The following is a 16628-nucleotide window of genomic DNA, read 5'->3' on the forward strand; positions in this document are numbered from 1 at the left end:
CACCCGGACTCCGACCCCGACACCCACCCCGACCCCCACGGGGAACGCGTGGAACCCCCCGAGCAACCTGGTCCAGCCGCTCAACGAGGTGTGGAACCACGTCGAGTCCACCTACCCGAACCTCTACGGCTTCCGGAACTACATCTGGGACCAGATCATGGCCGGTAGGGGCAACATCAACTACTGCGTCCGATGGGACTCCTCCGCGACGGTCACCGCGGCGCTGCGGGACCAGATCCACGCCAACCTGATCCGCATGTTCCAGAAGTGGGTCGACCAGCTCGCCGGCTGGAACGGCTGGCCGTACCCGACGGTCAACGTGAAGGTCGTGGGCTGGGCGGTACGGAACAGGGCGCAGCTCCAGTGGACCGACAACTCCGTCGACATCTACGTCAACGACATCAACGAGAACGCCCCGCAGTGCGCGCCGCCCTGCGCGCGCTTCTACCACCAGGACGGCAACTACTCGGGCTGCCCGGGCGGAGCGGCCCGCCACTACGACATGTCGCTCTGGCTGACGGCCGGGATGACCGGCGGCGCGGGCGGCGACTGGGGCCAGCGGATCGGCAGCGAGTACTACGTCAACGCGCTCGGCTCGGCCAACATCCACATCCTGTTACATGAGATAGGACACGGCTACGGGCTCGACGACTTCTACGACTGGACCCCGACCGGGGCGGGCGGCTTCATCATGAAGGCGGGCTCGGCCTCCCAGATCACCGAGTTCGACAAGTGGATGCTGCGCGACTGGTGGCGGCACCTCAAGAGCCGCTACGGGTACTAGCGGAACACGCCAGGACGTTCCTTGCGATCAAGGAACGTCCTGGTCACCCGTGTGATCAGTCGGTGATGGCCACGATCTGCACGGAGCCGCGGCCCTTCTCCAGCAGCCAGCCCTGGCCGACCCGGGACACCGCCGCCGCCCGGCCGGCCTGCTGGAACGGGGAGAACCGGTCGTAGCCCGAGATGTCGACCGCGGAAATGATCACGGTCTGCCGGGCCCCGTCGGAGAACCGGACCTGGATCACGCACCCGGGAGAGACCAGATCGCATTCGCTCGGGCGGGTGCCGAACGCGGGCCAGGTGAGCATGGCCTGGAGCTGGGTGGCGCGATAGGCCAGCCGTTCCATCAGCTCCAAGCCGCCGTCGGCCGCCAAATCGGGCAGTGACCTGCCACGGTGCCGCTTCTCCTCGATGACGGAGAGCTCCGCCTGAATTCGCTGGATGGAGTTGCGGGTGACGAACGCCCCGAGGAGGCGTGCGGCGGTCCGGCCGAAGGTGAGCTGGTGCCGGATGGCGAACTCACGGAGGTTGTGGCACACCTCCGGCGATCTGGCCGCCGCCACTCCGAGCCGGTAGGCCCGCGCACCCCAGTCGAACCTGAGGTCCGTCGCCCTGGTGAGCCGGCGCAGTTCCCGGTTGAACTCGTGGTTCCTTTCGAAGTGGACGAGCAGATCGCCGTCGTGCAGCTCGATGGACCTCCGGAGCGGCATCCAGGACCTTTCCCTGAGTGGTGACCTGAGCCGGCGCCCGGAACCTGTCTTCTGAAGTGGCGATTCACACCAGCGGCAGCGCGTTTTCCCGATGATCGGTAGCTCCCTTTCTTTCCGTCGGAACGGTCTATCTACCGATCCATACGCAGGGCTCAGCTCCCGCGGCTCAGCCGAACCGGACATCTTCCGAAATCTCAGGTTCTTGCCAAGAAGGATCCCTATCGTCCTGGGCGCCACATCGGCTCACACACGAAAGGGTTCACCCATGCGGCGACGCACCCTCATCCCCGCTGCGCTGGGCGCGGCTCTGGTCGGCGCGACGCTGATCAGCACTTCTCCGGCCTCCGCCACCACCAACGGCACCTGCGAAAAGGCCGGCTGGATCGGCCAGGTCCAGGGCAGACCGGCCGGTCTCAGCCCCCACTCCCGCAGCGGCGACTACTTCTGGCACGACCGGAACGGTTTCCACCTGCGCGTCACCCAGAAGCGCAGCAAGGCCCAGTCCTACTCGGGCAAGATCACCTCGAACACCCCGATCGTCGGCTTCAGGTGGGTCAAGCTGGAGAAGCAGGACAAGGTGGAGCTGTCGGAAGACAAGCTCACGATCACCTTCACCGTGGTGAACCACGGCCTGATCGACGGCTTCGACTTCAAGACCTCCTGCGCCGACACCCTCACCGTCTCCGACCTGACGATCAACGGCAACCCGCTGCCGACCGGCAAGGTCTACCTGGGCAAGCACCGCAGGCACCCGGCCTCGATCCCGTTCACGGTGCACCGTAGGGCCTAAACTGCCAGGTCCGGCCGTGGCCCCCGTACTATGCCGGGCCACGGCTGGAGGAGGAAGCAGATGGGCGCACACCGGATTCTGGTGGTGGACGACGACCCGGCGATCCTGCGAGTGCTCCGGCGCGGGCTTACCTTGGAGGGTTTCTCCGTGGAGGCCGCCGGCAGCGGCCATACCGCAGTGGATATCGCCGGTCGGGTCGATGCCATCGTCCTGGACGTCTCGATGCCCGGCATGTCGGGCATCGAGGTGTGCGCCGAACTGCGCCGCCGCGGTTCCGAGGTGCCGATCCTGATGTTGTCGGCCCTGGACGAGGTGGCCGACCGCGTGGCCGGCCTGACGGCGGGGGCCGACGACTACATGGTCAAGCCTTTCGACCTGACCGAGCTGGCGCTGCGGCTGCGGGCCCTGCTGCGCAGGTCCGGCGCCACCGCCGCGGGGGCCGTCGGCTCGGCCATCAGGGTCGGCGACCTGGTCCTGGACGTAGACGGCCGCGACGCGGTCTTCGGCGGCAGGACGCTGGTCCTGACCAGGCGCGAGTTCGACCTGCTCGAGGTGCTGGCCAGGAACGCCGGCATCGTCCTGTCCCGCGAGGTGCTGCTGGAACGGGTCTGGGGTTACGACTTCGCGGTCACCCACAACGCGGTCGAGACGTTCATCGGCTACCTGCGCCGCAAGCTGGAGGCCGCCGGCGAGCCGCGCATCCTGGAGACGGTCAGGGGCGTGGGCTACGTCCTGCGGGGCCGTCCGTCATGAGGCTGTCGACCCGGTTCGCCCTGTGCGTGGCCATCGTGGTCCCGTTGCTGGTCGGCCTGTCGGGCCTGCTGGTCGTCCGCCTGTCGGCCGACGATCTGCGCGCTGGGCGTGATTTGCGGCTGGTCCAGCGCGTACAGGCCCTCAAACCGCTCGCCCTGACGTACGCCCAGCGCGAGGGCGCCCCCGCCCGCGCGGCCAGGACTCGCATCACGGCGACCACCGGCCAGACGGCGGAGGGCGTCTACGTGGCCCCCGCCAGGGGCGAAGCGCTGATCATGGGTACCGTCCCGGCGTCCCTGCCCCCGCCGGAGCCCGGCCCCGCGACCTCGCCGGACGGCGCCTGGCGTTACGCGAGCACCACCCTGGGCGTCAACGGCAGGCGGGGCCGCCTCTGGGTCTTCGAACAGGAGGCCCCGCTGGCCGACCAGATCTCCCACCTGTACCGCAGGCACCTGATCGTGACGCTGATCGCCCTGGTGGTCGGCGCCGCGGCGGGCCTGGCCCTCGGCCGTTTCGCGCTGCGCCCGCTCACCCGCCTGACGAAGGACGCGGCGGCCGTGGACGTACGCAACGGGGAGGGCCGCCTCACCCGCCACTCGCGTGTGCCGGAGATCGACGAGCTGGCCGGCCTGGTGAACGGCATCCTGGACCGCCGCGACGAGGCCGTGCACCGGACCGCGGAGGCCCTGGACACGGCCAGCGCCTTCGCCGCGACCGCCGCCCACGAACTGCGCACCCCGTTGACGAGCATGGGCGCCAACATCGCCCTGCTGAAATATCCCAACCTGCCGCCGGAGGACCGCGAGGAGGTCATCCGCGACCTGGCCGGCGAGCAGGCCCGCGTGGAACGCCTGATCACCATGCTGCGGCAGCTGGCCAGGGGCGAGCTGATGGAACCCGAGTCGCTGACCGAGGTCGATCTGGCGGGCCTGAGCGGAGTGGCCGTGAAGGAGGCCACCCGCCGCCACCCGCACGCGCGGATCGTCGCCCACCTGCCCGACGAGGCGATGGTCCGCGGCTGGCCCGAGGGCCTGCGCATGATCGTCGACAACCTCCTGGACAACGCGGCCGTGCACGGCGTCGGCCCGCTGGGCACCGTACGCATCGACCTGACGGTGCGGGTGGAGGGCACCTTCGCCCTCCTGCGGGTCGCCGACGACGGTCCCGGCATGCCCCCGGAGATCCACCAGGAGGCCTTCAACCGCTTCAGCCGCCGGGCCGGCAGCCCCGGCTCCGGCCTGGGCCTCACCCTGATCCACCAGCAGGTCGTCCTGCACGGCGGCAAGGTGGAGATCGAGCCCCGGTCCCAGGCCCGCCCCGGCACGGGTCTGTCGGTGTTGGTGCAGCTGCCCGTCTCCTGGCGCCCGGACGGCCCCAGCGACGGCCTGTCCTGGTTGTCGGCGCACCGGAAACCCTAGATCGTTTGAAACTTTCACCCCCAGTTGACGGGGGGCGCGGTGGCCCCGCAGGATCATGGTGCCTCTTGGTCAGGAGGGGGCGTCGAGTCAATGCCGCAACCCCTGGTGAGGTGTGCCGATGCCGAAAGTCCCGTTACGTGCCGCGTCCGCCGTTGTGCTGACGCTGGCCGTCCTGAATGTTCCCGTGGCGTACGCCGACGAGGTCACCCCGATTCCGGTGACCGTCAACGCGCGCGCCGCCCTCGCCGCCGTCCCGGAAACCGGAATCGGCACCAACCACGCGATCTGGGACACCCATCTGGGGAGTAACGACACCGCGGACCGGCTCAAGGACGCGGGCGTCAAGCTGCTGCGTTACCCGGGCGGCTCGTACTCCGACATCTACCACTGGGCCGACCACACCGCCCCCGGCGGGTACGTCGCCCCCAACACCGATTTCGACACCTTCATCCGCGGCGCCCAGCGAACCGGAGCGCAGGCGATGGTGACCGCCAACTACGGCACCGGCACGGCCGCGGAGGCCGCCGCCTGGGTCCGCTACGCCAACGTCACCAAGGGCTACGGCGTCAAGTACTGGGAGATCGGCAACGAGAACTACGGCAACGGCCACTACGGGGCCGACTGGGAGGCCGACAACCACGCCGACAAGAGCCCCGCGGAGTACGCGCGCAACCTCGTCGCGTACGCCGACGCGATGAAGGCCGTGGACCCGACCATCAAGATCGGCGCCGTGCTGACCACCTCCGCCAACTGGCCTGACGGCCTGGTCGGGGGCGGCGACGCCGGCACCTGGAACAAGGTCGTGCTCTCGGCGGCCGGATCGAAGATCGACTTCGTGATCCTGCACTGGTACCCGGGCGCCTTCGACAAGGCCAACCAGATCTCCGACATGATCTACCTCACCCGCAGGCAGATCGCCGCGTACGCCGGACCCGGCGCCGACCGGATCGGGATCGCGATGACCGAGTTCAACACCGGGACCAGCAGCGGTGGCACCAACACCCAGCCCGGTGCGCTGGCCGCCGCCGACGCGTACGCGACGCTGCTGGCCAACGGCGTGTTCTCGGTCGACTGGTGGAACGTGCGCAACGGCATCGGCAACGTCACGCAAGTCGCCGGATACACCGACTACGGCGACTTCGGCCTGCTGTCGAGCGGGACGTGCACCTCCGACGGCAGCGTCTGCGAGCCCGCGCTGAACACCCCCTTCGCGCCGTACTACGCGCTCCAGATGATGAGCAAGTTCGCCCGCCCCGGCGACCAGTTCATCCGCGCCGCCGCCACCGGCCAGCCCAACATCGCCACGCACGCCGTCCGCCGTGCCAACGGGGACCTGGCGGTCCTGCTGATCAACACCTCGGCCGACACGTCCTACCCGGTCACGATCGGCTACTCCGGCTTCAGCCCGGCCGCGGGGGCGCCCACCGTACTGACCCACACCAACGGCGCCGCCGGCATCACCAGCACGACCGCGGGAAGCGCCACCAGCAGGACGCTGCCGCCGCTCTCGATGACCACCGTCATCGTGCGCCCCGCCACCGTACCCACCGGGCTGCCGGGCGCGCCGGGCCAGCCGACGGTCTCCAACGTGACGGACAAGACCGCCACGATCTCCTGGCCGGCCGCCACCGCCGGCACCCGCCCGATCGCGAAGTACGAGGTGCACCGCCAGAACGGGGCCATCAACGAGCAACTCGGTGAGACCACCGGCACCTCGTTCACCGTGAGCAACCTCAACCCGGGCACCCGCTACACCGTCAACGTGATCGCCCGCGACAGCGGCGGCGGCGCGTCACCCGCCTCCCTGCCGCTCACCTTCACCACCGGCACCCCCGCCGCCAGTTCCTGCACGGTACGCCTGACCAACCAGGCCGACTGGGGCAACGGATACGTCGGCGGGATCGACATCACCAACAACGGCGCCCCCATGAACGGCTGGACTCTGAACTTCGCCTGGCCCCGGTCCTGGCAGAGCCTGGGCAGCGGCTGGAGCGCCGTCTGGACCGAAACCGGCTCGAACGTCAAGGTCGTCAACGAACCCAGCAACCCCTCACTCGCCACCGGCGCGACCGCCACGATCGGTTACGTCGGCAACTACAACGGCCCGAACGTGCTCCCTGCCGTCTTCACCCTGAACGGCACCGTCTGCACGACGCTGTAAAACCCCTTCCGGGGACGTCCTGTGCGGACGTCCCCGGAAAGTCCGCTGTATTCTTCGGCGAATGCGGGCTTTATCACCCCCGAATGATTGGACCCCGTCTGAGCGGCGGCTCTGGAGCGCATTCCGCCAAGGCACGCAACTCGACCTGGAAGGACCGAATCCGGTATCGGGTGAACCCGGCGACGAGTACTGGGGGCCGGAACGAATCATCCGCGCGGAAGCCATCTGCCACCTGCTCCTGCACGGCCCCGAGCAACTCCCCGGCAAACCCGCCCGGCTCATCCTCAAGGGCACCCGGATATCCGGCTGGCTCGACGCCGGATGCGCCGAACTGGATTCGTTCCTCTTCATCGAGTGTGTCTTCGACCGGACACCCTTTCTGAACGACGCGAGGGCACAGTTCATCGGCTTCACCAACTGCCGGCTGCCGGGCCTGGACGCGGAACGGATCAGGTCGGGCCCGGTGTGGCTGAGTGACAACCGGCTTCTCGGACCCATCCACATGGAGGACGCCGAGATAGGCGGGGATCTCCGTATCAATGGATCGACGATCGACGCGGGGCAGGGTAACTCGGCCGTCACGCTCAATGGCGCGCACCTCGCCGGTGATCTCGACATCCGCGGTGCTCGTATCACCGGGCAGCTCAGCATGGCCACCGTACGGATCGACGGCGATCTGCTGCTGACCAACGCCGGCATCGCCAAACCGGGTGACTGGGCACTCTATGCGCCCAAGCTCACCGTCGGCGCCTCCATCATCGGAAACTCGGGCGTGCAGGTGACGGGCGGCCTGTTCCTGGAAGGCGCCACCGCCGGCGGAGCCGTGCTGCTGGACCGCATAGAGGTGTCACGGCCCCTGGAGACCGCGCTCCATCTCGACCACTGCCGGTTCGCGCTGGATTTCAAGTGCGACGACGCCCGTATCCACGGCACGGTGCAACTCCACCAGTTGGTGTCCGGCTGTCAGGTCAGCCTGCAGCGCACCAGGGTCAGCGACGTGAAGAAGAACGAGAACGCCGTCAACGCCGACCATCTTGAAGTCGGTGGATCCGCGTACTTCGCCGACGTCGACCTGGCCGGGCCCCTTTCCCTGCATGGCGCCAGGATCGACTGCAGTCTCTCCATCGCGGGCGCCAAGCTGTCCGCCCCCGCCACGGCGGCGGCATTCAACGCCGACGGCGCGCGCGTCGGCAACCATTTCATCGCCAAGAACTGCACCTCGGACGGCGCGGTCATCCTGACCGCCATCCAGATCGACGGCAACGCGAACTTCATCGACGCCACCATCACCAACGGCTCGGCCACCGCCCTGGACCTGCGTCGCTCCGTCATCAAAGGATCCCTGGCGGTCACCGGCTCCTTCGCCGCCACCGGCTCGGTCAAGCTCGTCGACGCCACCCTCGGCGTCGACATCAGGCTGACCGACGCCACACTGAACAACCCGCGCGGCAGAGCCCTGGCCGCCTCCGGTATGCGCGTCGCCGGCGACTTCATCGCGGACCGTTGCACCGTGCAAGGGCTGGTCGATCTGCCGAGCAGCGTGGTCGACGGCGACCTCCGGTTCGTGGACGCCACCCTGGCGGGTGTCAGCGCCGACGAGTCGTCCCGCGGCTTCGCGGTGGACGTCAAGGGTGAATGGCGCGGCCTGGCGCTGCGCTGCACGGGCTCACGGATAGCCGGCGACCTCGACTTACGCGGCGCCCGGCTGGAGCGCGAGCTGGTGATGGACAGTGCGAGCGTGAGCCGTACCGTCCGCCTCGAAGGCACTCATCTCGCCACCGAGGGCCGGTCCGTGCTGCGGGCCGACGGGCTGACCGCCGAGACGCTGGTGTTGCGGCCCGCCGCCCTGCCCGTCCGCGCTGTCTCGCTGGCGTCGGCGAACGTTCAGGAGTTGGCCGATGGAGCCACCTCCTGGCCTGTGGCGGCGCCCATCAACATCTCGGGTTTCCACTACGAACGGCTCGACTCCGACCTTCCCGTGGCCGAGCGCCTGGTGTGGCTCGAACGCGCCACGCCGACCTACGCGGCCGGGCCGTACGAGAAGCTGGCCGCCTGCCTGGAACTGGCCGGCCAGAACGCTGACGCCCGGGTGGTACGCCTGGCTTCGATCCGGCGGTCGCACCAGTCCAAGAACCTGATGATCCGGCTGTGGGGCGGCCTGCAGGACGCGGTCATCGGGTACGGCTACGCGCCCGGCCGTGCCCTCGCCATCTTCGCGTTGTTGCTGGTGGGAGCGGGCATCTGGTTCTCCCTCGGGATAGCCGACTGCCTGCCCGCGAGCCCCGGGTTGTGCCCGGTCAAGGCCGACGAACACCCCACCTGGGATCCGTGGCTGTACTCCCTCGACCTGCTGATACCGCTGATCGATCTCGGGCACGAGAAAGCCTGGGACCCGCTCGGCGCGTCCAAGGTGGTCACGATGGTGCTCGTCATGAGCGGCTGGGTGCTCACCACCACGATGATCGCCGCCGCTGGCCGTACGCTCCGCCGAACCTAGGCCAATCGCCTCCGCAAAGTATCCCAAGTGTGACGCTATCTCTTTAAAGTGATCACGTGCGGAAAATGATCATTACGGCCCTTGCCGCAACAGCGCTCCTGCTCATCCCCGGTGCTCCCGTCACCGCGGCCACCGACGCTCATTCGCACGCAACCGCGGCCGCCTGGTGCAAGAAGAAGCAGCCCTCAGGCAGGTACTACTACCAGCACAAAAAGCACTGGGACTGCATCTCGCCCGGCGCCTTCTGCTCCAAGGAGCAGCGCAACGACTACGGATACTCCATGCGGGCCGCCGCCCACGCCAAGCGCTACAAGTGCGTCCGGTACCCCAGCAACACCTGGCACTGGAAGCCCGCCAACGCCTAGCTGTCCGCCGCACAGTGGATCACCAGTGACCTGCAAGATCGTTTCTCTATATGTGAGAGCTCATCTGTCCCTCGAAGAGATGAGCAACCATGCGCAAACGATGGCATGCCGTCCTGGCCACGGCCTTGTCGGTCGCTGCTGCTCTGCCGTCCTCCGCCGCCGGGGCCACGTCGGCGGACGTCGCCGGCGGCAAAGTCGCCCACGTGAAACTGACCGTCGACGAACGGGAGGTGCGTGCCTTCTGGACACCCGAGCGGATGAGCCAAGCACGCCCGATCGACCTCCCAGCCGGCGCTGCGGAATTCGGCGCCGCCCAGCCCTCCACTGAGGCGTCCCATGCGCCGATTCTCGTGCCCGGACGAGAGCCCGCACGCAAGCCCGGACCTCCTACCGCCGCCGCGGATCTGGCCCAGCTCGCCACGCCCACGGTGGGCCGTCTCTTCCTGCAATGGAGCGACGGCAGCACCGGATCGTGCTCCGCCTCGACCGTCCCCTCGCCCCACCGCAATCTCATCCTCACGGCCGGCCACTGCGTCTACAAGCACAGTAAGCGCATCTGGATCAAACACGGGTTCTACGACCCCTACTTCCGGTACGGCGCGGACCCGTACTACGGTTCCTGGGTACTGGACCGGGCGTTCGTCTCGGCCGACTGGCTGAACGCCGCGGAGTTCACCCGGACGAACGACGTCGCATTCGCGACCATCAGGGGGAGGACCAACGGCACCGAAGTGGAGGACCTGGCGGGATCCAACGGCATGGGCTTCTTCCCGCCGCCCTTTTACCAGGGGACCGTGTTCGGCTACCCGGCTGAGCCTCCCTACGACGGCAACCTGCAGATGAACTGCACCGGTTCCGTCTCTCTAACCATCATCAAGTGCCCCTTCACGGGAGGCTCCAGCGGAGGCCCGTGGCTGCGGGACTACCAGAACGAGCGCCGCTGGGGCTACGTCACCGGCCTGACCTCCACAGGAGTCACGGACGTCGACCTCCGGTCTCCGCAGTTCGGGTACCCCGCGTACCTGGTGTGGGAGGAGGCCAAGATCTACGACTGACCTGGGCCTGAAAGGAGTGGCCAGAACGGTCCCCCGGTCTGGCCACTCGCCGGGTTCAGGCTAGAAGCCGGGAACCCAGAGGGCCCAGGAGTTGCCTGATTGGTAGCAGCTGTACCAGGGCCAAGCGGTTCCGAGACCGCGCTGTCCGAAGGCCTCGCAGGAGGTGCTGCTGGGGTAGTACCCGACGACGCCGGCGTGGGCGGGGGTGGCGGCGATGCCGCTGACGGCCGTCAGGCTGAGGGCGATGACCACCAGCCGAAGAGCATGTCTTTTCATGAGACTCCTTCTACCTGCGGACATACGACTGACTTTAAGTAAAGTTTACTAATAATTCTCGCCCATTCAAGAGCTTGCCAGAGCCCCTGGATTGTGCCGCCCAGCAGACAGCAGGGAAGGGATCAACGCCCTCGCTGATCAGCAGGGGCTACCGGAATGTCAGCCAGACGGTGACTGTGCTGTCGCGCCGCATTCGGGTTCCCGGGCCGGGACTTTGCTGGGTCACGATCCCTTGCACAGGGGGCGGGTTGGGCTGCGTCCGTACAAGCGACAGGTGTACGCCCGCGCGCATGGCCTGAAGCCGTGCCTCGCTGATCGGGAGATCGGTGAGATCGGGAACTCGTACGTGCCGTGGTCGTCGTGGTGCGGGCTCTGCGCGCCTCACGAATCCGACAAGCCACTCGATGGCATCGAAAACAAACGCTAACAGTCCCATGTTTTCCCTCCCTCTTAATGCTGCCAGGTCGGCAGCGGGGAAGTCGTAGCTCAACTGCTCAGCCGGGCTGGTGTGCGGCGTGCACGCGCGGTCCAGCGCCCGTCATGGCGGTTCACCTCGATCGGGAGGTCGAAGGCGGTGGAGACGTTCTCGGTGGTGATGACCGTGTCGGCGGGACCGGCCGCGACCACGCGGCCCTCGGACAGCAGGACGGCATGGGTGGTCGTACTGGGCAGTTCTTCGAGATGGTGGGTCACCAGGACCGAGGTGATCTCCGGGTGGGTCTCGTCGAGCAGGTCGATGGTTTCGAGAAGGTGTTCGCGGGCGGCGACGTCCAGGCCGGTGGAAGGCTCGTCCAGGAGCAGCAGCCGCGGGCCGCAGACGAGCGCGCGGGCGATGAGGGTGCGGCCGCGTTCGCCCTGGGAGAGGGTGGGCCAGCGTTCCTCGGCCTTCCCGAGGAGACCGAGGGCGGCGAGGAGGGCGTCGACCCGCGCGAGTTCCTCCGCGTGGGGCTGCCAGCGGAGCGGCGTTTCGATGGTGCCGGTGATCCCGGTGAGGACGATGTCCCGAATGGTCAGCGGTGAGGTCAGCGGATGACGCGGGTTGACGTGCCCGATCATGCGGCGCAGCGCCTGGAGCTCGACCCGTCCGAGTTGCTTGCCGAGCACGTGGACGGTGCCCGAGGTGGGATGGGTGACCGCGCCGCAGAAGCCCAGGATGGTGCTCTTGCCGGAGCCGTTCGGACCGAGCAACGCCCAGTGCTCGCCCTGGCGCACGGTGAAGGTGATGCCGTGCAGGATCTCCTTGCGCTCCCGGCGGTAGGTCACATCCCTCAGTTCCAGTACCGTCGCCGGCGCGCTCATGCGAAGGCTCGCTTCAGGGCCGTCAGGTGGGAACGGCTGAACTCGGCGGCGGCACGCAGGTCGCGGTCCGCGATCGCCGTCACCAGATCCGCGTGCGCGGCGTGGTCGGCCTCCGGCGAGGCGAGCGGGCGAATCCTGAGCATGTCGACCATCGCCCGGCGAACCCGGGGCACGAAGCTGTCGAACATCTCGACGAGCACGTCGTTGTGCGCCGCGACGATCACCGTACGGTGGAAGGCCATGTCCGCGTCGACGTGCTCCTCGACAGCCCGCCCGGTTCCCTCGCGTCCCGCCAGCGCCCGCCTGATCGCCCGCAGGTCGGCGGGCGTACGTCGCTCGGCCGCCAGCGCCGCCGCCTCCGCCTCGATGGCGATCCTGGCCTCAAGGACGGAGACCACGGAGGCGCGCCGGAGGATCGTGTCCCAGTCCTCGGTGACGTCGACCGCGGTGACGAAGACCCCCGCCCCCTGCCGGGAGTCGAGCACGCCCTTCCCGACGAGCTCACGAACGGCCTCCCGCAGCGTCGACCGCCCCACTCCCAACCAGGCTGCCAACGTGGTCTCACCGGGAAGCCTGTGCCCCAACGGCCACTCACCCGAACGGATCCGCTCCAGCAGCACATCCGCCGTCTGCGCCGCCAGCGGGTGCCGCTGCACAGATGAGGCCATCCGCCACCTCCTACTCATCAGGTTGTCTGAGGAGTTCGCCCACCCTACCGCGACCCCGAGATCGGCCCCTGCCGTACCCGGCGAGATCGCCCTAAACTCGCGGTCTGTGGACTGGGTGGAGCGGATCGCCGGCATCAAGCGGTGGCGGCGCGGTGACGAGCGGGCACCGCACAAGCCATTGCTGCTCCTGTACGCGCTGGGCCGGTTCCAGCACGACGGCGGCCAGCCGATCCCCTTCAGCGTGGCCGAGAAGGATCTGAGGCGCCTGCTGGTGGAGTTCGGCCCCGCCCGTTCCACCAGCCCCGGCTACCCCTTCCACCATCTGACCACCGACGGGCTCTGGCTGGTCGACACGGCCGACGGCGCGGGCAGCCCCGGCCCGGGGGTGACCGGGCTGCGGAACGCCCAGGCGGCCGGACGCCTCCACCCCGACCTGGTACGCGCGCTACGCGAGGACTCCCTGCTGGCCGCCCGGCTGGCCCGGCTCCTGCTGGAAACCAACTTCGAGCCGTCTCTGCACCGCGACATCTGCCAGCTCACCGGCCTCGACCTGGACGACTCCGTCCCCACGCCGACCTCCGCGCACAACCCGCCGCGTGACCCCCGCTTCCGGGAGCGTGTGATGATCGCGTACGAGTACCGGTGCGCGTTCTGCGCGTACAGCGGCTGGATCGACGGAATGGCCGTCGGCCTGGACGCGGCGCATGTCCGCTGGTGGGCCTTCCAGGGCCCGGACGACCTGGGCAACGGCCTGTGCCTGTGCTCCATCCACCACAAGCTGTTCGACAAGGGCGTCCTGGGGCTCACCCAGGACCGGACGATCACCGTCTCGCAGAAGTTCGTCGCGCACACGCCCACCGCACAGCAGTGGGTGCTCTCGCTGGTCGGCCGCCCCGCGCTGACTCCCCAACCCGGGCTGACCCCCGTCGAGATCGCACACATCGACTGGCACACCAGCCAGGTCTTCCGCGCCCCGGCCCGCCTGGCAGCCTGAAGCGGCCGCTGCTACTGGAGGCGTCGAACTTTGAGCGTGTTGTTCGTACGGCTGAACTCCTGGCCGTCCGGACCCTTCTGGATCTGCTGAAACTCCTCGTTGACCAGGACCTCCCACTGTCCGTCCGGGAGTTCCAGGGCCTTGAGCACCTCGTCGGGTGTGGGAAGGCGCTGGCCAGGGTGGGTCTCGTGCCAGGGCGGGAAATCCGCGTGCCCCACGACCAGCAGCACCCCGCCCGGCGCGACGGTCGCGGCGGCGGCGCGCAGAATCGCCTCACGCGGCAGATCGCCGTAGGAATGCAGGAAATGAGCGGATACGAGGTCGAAGCTGCCGCTGGGGACGGACACGCCGAGATCGTGCCACTGCCAGTCGATCCGATCGGCGACTCCCGCCGAAACCGCGTGCGCGGCCGCGCGTTCCAACGCCACCTGAGAGATATCGGCGGCGGTCACCTGCCAGCCCCGCTGCGCCAGCCAGATCGCGTCGCCACCCTCCCCGCAACCCAGATCGAGGGCGTGCCCCGGCTCAAGCTCCGCAGCCTCCCGGACCAGCGCGGCGTTCGCCTTCCCGCTCCACACCCGGTCGTGCCTGGCGTACATCGTGTCCCAGAATTCCTGTTCGGCGGACATCGTGCTCTCCTTTCGCTCATCGATGCGCCCGAGGATGCGCCCTCACCCGGCACGCTGACAAAGTTCTTTGCCAAGTCGGCAAAACGCCATCTTGTGACTGCGCCGAGATCTCCCAGTGCAAAGATCACCGCACAGCTTCCCGCCGGTGAGGAATTACCTTGAGATATCGCATGGCCACTGCTACGAGCATGCTGATTCTGCCGTTAGGGGTCACTGCTCCGGCTCACGCCGCGTACGGCCCCGTTGAGGCACTCAAGCGGCAACTCGTCGAGCACCGGGGCGTGACGGTGTCGGACCGCTGGACCCTGAAGTACAAGTTGAGCGAGACCAAGTACGTGTACTTGTACAAGAACATCGTCGAATTCGGTAAGGGCAAGGTCGTAGCCACCGACACCAGATACCGTCCAGGAAACAAGTACGCGGGAAGCGGCATTTTCCGGTATCTGACTTTCATCGGCCGCCAATATATGCAGGACAAGAACGATGACTTACCTGCGGGCAAGCGCTGGGTCCTGGACGAGGACAAGAGTTATGTCCCGGCGGCGTACCTGCCGATCAGGATCGCCGATCCGGCCACCTTGAAAGCGGTGCTTGCCACCACCCAGGTGAAGCGTCCCGCCGGCAGCTATGACGGCACCCGCACCACCCTCTACCAAGGAACGATCACCTTCGGCGACCTCTACAAGGCCGCACCGTGGCCTGGCGTCAAGAAGCCCACCGGCAAGGACGCGAAGGACAAAATCACCTGGCGGATCTGGTTCGGGCGGGACCAACTGCCGCGCCGGGTATGGAGTTCGTGGCGTACGCACTCGCGGGCTTCGGGCGGACTCGAAGAAGTGAGCGTCAAAGACGCGCTCCTGACCGGCTGGGGTGCCAAGACGCGTATCGCCCCGCCTCCCGACGACCATGTGGTCAGAGAGGAAGACCTGCGCGACGATGAGTGAACACGGACTCGCTCAATTGAAGGATTCACCGGCATAGCGCCTCGCTCACGCGCTCGACGGCATAGCTCTTGCCCGGTACTCGGGGAAGGAAGCCGGCGAGATCTTCGAAGTCCTCGCCGGGCTTGGAATCGAGGCCACCTTCGACCTCACTGGTATGAAAAGATCCCGAGAAATGATCTCGGGGTCCTACCCTTGTTGGGGAGTAGATGCGAGTGTGGCGTTGGTGGTCGGCGGCGTTGCTCGCGCTCTTTCCTTCCGTCATGGCCTGGGTCGGCGGCGAGCTCATCGCGAGCACAGGCCTCTTCTACTACGACATGCAGGTCATCGACGGGATCGGAATCCTTCCCCTTGCCCAGGGGCTTGGTATCGGCTACCTGGGCTCCGTCGGCATGGACATCATGAAGGCGCTGTGGAACGTCGAACTGGCCATGCTGGCCTTCGCGCTCCCCGTACTCATGGTGGGCTCCGCCGCCTTACTCCGCCGCCGCTGGCAAGATCGGACCACCTTCGTTGTGGCGGTGATCCTGTTCGTTTTCGCGGTGGTCAACCTCGCCGCGAACTTCGTTGGCTTCTGGTCGGACCTGACCCAGTGCCCACCGACCGATCTCACATCCCTCCCTGACGGGTACACCTGCTACCGGAACGGTTCGGGCGTCGGCATTCCGCCCTTCATCTACGGCCCCGCATACGCCCTCGCCGCGTACATCCTGATCACGCTCCACCGCACGGGCTCGGGGACGGGCGTCAACCCCGACAGCCCCCAGCTCAGCGACTCGCAGGCCGCGAACTAAAGCGCCGCAGAAGCATCCGGCCGGCTGCCTCGGCTTCGGACCCGTGTTGGCCGAGATCGCGGATCATAAATGAAACCAATGAATACGGCGGCATGTGGCGCACACGAAACAAGTAGCATCGCGGTTGGCCCAGTCAAGGTTCATGAATGTCATCCCCGTGGTCTGGAGCTTCCACCGATGATGTTCGAAGAGCTCGTTCTGGCACGTGTCGCAGCGCAGGTTGCCGCCATGGGCAAGAGTGACGATTTGAGGCTCTTTCATATTTGTGATGCTAATCGACGCTTCCTATTCACCGCGTGATCAGTACTGATCTGATCTTCGGTGAAGATGCGGTAAGCCCCAACTCTCCACATCGAGCCAGATCAGGTACGCCGTCGCGCCGGCGAAGAGTTCGCAACCTGCTCCCCGAGCCACCCAGATCTCGGCGAGCAGGTTGAGGAGTCTCGTGGGCAGGGCGCTGAGCCACCGGCATTGCTGCTACGCGGGGATATGGAT

At 67.5% G+C, this 16628-nt stretch carries 17 protein-coding genes; 11 read left to right on the forward strand and 6 right to left on the reverse strand.

Translation table 11 applies throughout. From position 1 onward, the window contains the following. On the forward strand, window positions 1–784 hold a 784-nt coding region (locus tag KIP79_RS34775), incomplete at its 5' end, for a hypothetical protein (protein WP_214109221.1). Window positions 785–839: 55 nt separating this feature from the next. Here the strand turns inward: KIP79_RS34775 and KIP79_RS34780 are convergent. After that, on the reverse strand, window positions 840–1493 hold the full coding sequence (locus KIP79_RS34780; RefSeq protein WP_214109222.1) for a hypothetical protein: 654 nt from the start codon (window positions 1491–1493) through the stop codon (window positions 840–842). Between the two features lie 265 nt (window positions 1494–1758). On the opposite strand from KIP79_RS34780, the gene KIP79_RS34785 reads away from it, so the two are divergent. From KIP79_RS34785 to KIP79_RS34815, 7 genes are all read left to right on the forward strand, one after another. Next, window positions 1759–2283, forward strand: coding sequence for a hypothetical protein (locus tag KIP79_RS34785; protein ID WP_214109223.1), 525 nt, complete (start codon window positions 1759–1761; stop codon window positions 2281–2283). 60 nt (window positions 2284–2343) lie between these two features. Further along, window positions 2344–3036, forward strand: coding sequence for a response regulator transcription factor (locus KIP79_RS34790; RefSeq protein WP_214109224.1), 693 nt, complete (start codon window positions 2344–2346; stop codon window positions 3034–3036). Beyond that, entirely contained in the window at window positions 3033–4454 is a 1422-nt protein-coding gene (locus KIP79_RS34795; protein ID WP_214109225.1) for a sensor histidine kinase, read from the forward strand. The genes KIP79_RS34790 and KIP79_RS34795 overlap by 4 nt, the downstream gene beginning before the upstream one ends. 118 nt (window positions 4455–4572) lie before the next feature. Further along, on the forward strand, window positions 4573–6615 hold the full coding sequence (locus tag KIP79_RS34800) for a cellulose binding domain-containing protein (protein ID WP_214109226.1): 2043 nt from the start codon (window positions 4573–4575) through the stop codon (window positions 6613–6615). Between the two features lie 61 nt (window positions 6616–6676). Further along, the gene (locus KIP79_RS34805) at window positions 6677–9112 is read left to right on the forward strand and encodes a hypothetical protein (protein ID WP_214109227.1); all 2436 of its coding nucleotides are present in this window, start codon (window positions 6677–6679) and stop codon (window positions 9110–9112) included. Window positions 9113–9168: 56 nt separating this feature from the next. Further along, window positions 9169–9477, forward strand: a complete 309-nt coding sequence (locus KIP79_RS34810) for a hypothetical protein (RefSeq protein WP_214109228.1) — start codon at window positions 9169–9171, stop codon at window positions 9475–9477. Window positions 9478–9566: 89 nt separating this feature from the next. Next, window positions 9567–10532: a trypsin-like serine peptidase gene (locus tag KIP79_RS34815; protein WP_214109229.1), complete on the forward strand. Its 966-nt coding sequence runs from the start codon at window positions 9567–9569 to the stop codon at window positions 10530–10532. Between the two features lie 60 nt (window positions 10533–10592). Here the strand turns inward: KIP79_RS34815 and KIP79_RS34820 are convergent, their stop codons facing one another. From KIP79_RS34820 to KIP79_RS34835, 4 genes are all read right to left on the reverse strand, one after another. Further along, window positions 10593–10808 (reverse strand): hypothetical protein, encoded by a 216-nt coding sequence (locus KIP79_RS34820; RefSeq protein WP_214109230.1) that lies wholly within the window; start codon window positions 10806–10808, stop codon window positions 10593–10595. A gap of 148 nt (window positions 10809–10956) precedes the next feature. Further along, the gene (locus KIP79_RS50240) at window positions 10957–11244 is read right to left on the reverse strand and encodes a PASTA domain-containing protein (protein ID WP_372453736.1); all 288 of its coding nucleotides are present in this window, start codon (window positions 11242–11244) and stop codon (window positions 10957–10959) included. 50 nt (window positions 11245–11294) lie between these two features. Then, window positions 11295–12107 carry an ABC transporter ATP-binding protein gene (locus tag KIP79_RS34830; RefSeq protein ID WP_214109232.1) on the reverse strand — a complete coding sequence of 271 codons (813 nt, stop codon included), beginning with the start codon at window positions 12105–12107 and terminating at the stop codon, window positions 11295–11297. Continuing rightward, entirely contained in the window at window positions 12104–12775 is a 672-nt protein-coding gene (locus KIP79_RS34835) for a FadR/GntR family transcriptional regulator (RefSeq protein WP_214109233.1), read from the reverse strand. The genes KIP79_RS34830 and KIP79_RS34835 overlap by 4 nt, the downstream gene beginning before the upstream one ends. A 106-nt stretch (window positions 12776–12881) precedes the next feature. On the opposite strand from KIP79_RS34835, the gene KIP79_RS34840 reads away from it, so the two are divergent. Further along, a complete protein-coding gene (locus KIP79_RS34840; protein ID WP_214109234.1) occupies window positions 12882–13769 on the forward strand; it encodes a phosphorothioated DNA-binding restriction endonuclease in 888 nt (295 codons plus the stop codon). A gap of 11 nt (window positions 13770–13780) precedes the next feature. Here KIP79_RS34840 and KIP79_RS34845 read toward each other — a convergent pair whose 3' ends face one another. Next, entirely contained in the window at window positions 13781–14398 is a 618-nt protein-coding gene (locus tag KIP79_RS34845) for a class I SAM-dependent methyltransferase (RefSeq protein WP_214109235.1), read from the reverse strand. Window positions 14399–14586: 188 nt separating this feature from the next. Here KIP79_RS34845 and KIP79_RS34850 point away from each other — a divergent pair, with 188 nt between their 5' ends. Together KIP79_RS34850 and KIP79_RS34855 are read left to right on the forward strand one after the other, a co-directional pair. Continuing rightward, window positions 14587–15342 carry a hypothetical protein gene (locus tag KIP79_RS34850; protein WP_214109236.1) on the forward strand — a complete coding sequence of 252 codons (756 nt, stop codon included), beginning with the start codon at window positions 14587–14589 and terminating at the stop codon, window positions 15340–15342. Window positions 15343–15548: 206 nt separating this feature from the next. After that, entirely contained in the window at window positions 15549–16133 is a 585-nt protein-coding gene (locus KIP79_RS34855) for a hypothetical protein (RefSeq protein ID WP_214109237.1), read from the forward strand. Window positions 16134–16628: the final 495 nt, after the last annotated feature.

Source organism: Acrocarpospora catenulata, from assembly GCF_018476525.1.
GTDB classification, from domain to species: Bacteria; Actinomycetota; Actinomycetes; order Streptosporangiales; family Streptosporangiaceae; genus Acrocarpospora; species Acrocarpospora catenulata.

What these genes read in the sequence shown, in the direction of transcription:
- KIP79_RS34780 (WP_214109222.1), bottom strand. Translation starts at nt 1,493, where the DNA reads ATGCCGCTCCGGAGGTCCATCGAGCTGCACGACGGCGATCTGCTCGTC.
- KIP79_RS34785 (WP_214109223.1), top strand. Translation starts at nt 1,759, where the DNA reads ATGCGGCGACGCACCCTCATCCCCGCTGCGCTGGGCGCGGCTCTGGTC.
- KIP79_RS34815 (WP_214109229.1), top strand. Translation starts at nt 9,567, where the DNA reads ATGCGCAAACGATGGCATGCCGTCCTGGCCACGGCCTTGTCGGTCGCT.
- KIP79_RS34845 (WP_214109235.1), bottom strand. Translation starts at nt 14,398, where the DNA reads ATGTCCGCCGAACAGGAATTCTGGGACACGATGTACGCCAGGCACGAC.
- KIP79_RS34850 (WP_214109236.1), top strand. Translation starts at nt 14,587, where the DNA reads ATGCTGATTCTGCCGTTAGGGGTCACTGCTCCGGCTCACGCCGCGTAC.
- KIP79_RS34790 (WP_214109224.1), top strand. Translation starts at nt 2,344, where the DNA reads ATGGGCGCACACCGGATTCTGGTGGTGGACGACGACCCGGCGATCCTG.
- KIP79_RS34820 (WP_214109230.1), bottom strand. Translation starts at nt 10,808, where the DNA reads ATGAAAAGACATGCTCTTCGGCTGGTGGTCATCGCCCTCAGCCTGACG.
- KIP79_RS34835 (WP_214109233.1), bottom strand. Translation starts at nt 12,775, where the DNA reads ATGGCCTCATCTGTGCAGCGGCACCCGCTGGCGGCGCAGACGGCGGAT.
- KIP79_RS34830 (WP_214109232.1), bottom strand. Translation starts at nt 12,107, where the DNA reads ATGAGCGCGCCGGCGACGGTACTGGAACTGAGGGATGTGACCTACCGC.
- KIP79_RS50240 (WP_372453736.1), bottom strand. Translation starts at nt 11,244, where the DNA reads ATGGGACTGTTAGCGTTTGTTTTCGATGCCATCGAGTGGCTTGTCGGA.
- KIP79_RS34855 (WP_214109237.1), top strand. Translation starts at nt 15,549, where the DNA reads ATGCGAGTGTGGCGTTGGTGGTCGGCGGCGTTGCTCGCGCTCTTTCCT.
- KIP79_RS34795 (WP_214109225.1), top strand. Translation starts at nt 3,033, where the DNA reads ATGAGGCTGTCGACCCGGTTCGCCCTGTGCGTGGCCATCGTGGTCCCG.
- KIP79_RS34800 (WP_214109226.1), top strand. Translation starts at nt 4,573, where the DNA reads ATGCCGAAAGTCCCGTTACGTGCCGCGTCCGCCGTTGTGCTGACGCTG.
- KIP79_RS34805 (WP_214109227.1), top strand. Translation starts at nt 6,677, where the DNA reads ATGCGGGCTTTATCACCCCCGAATGATTGGACCCCGTCTGAGCGGCGG.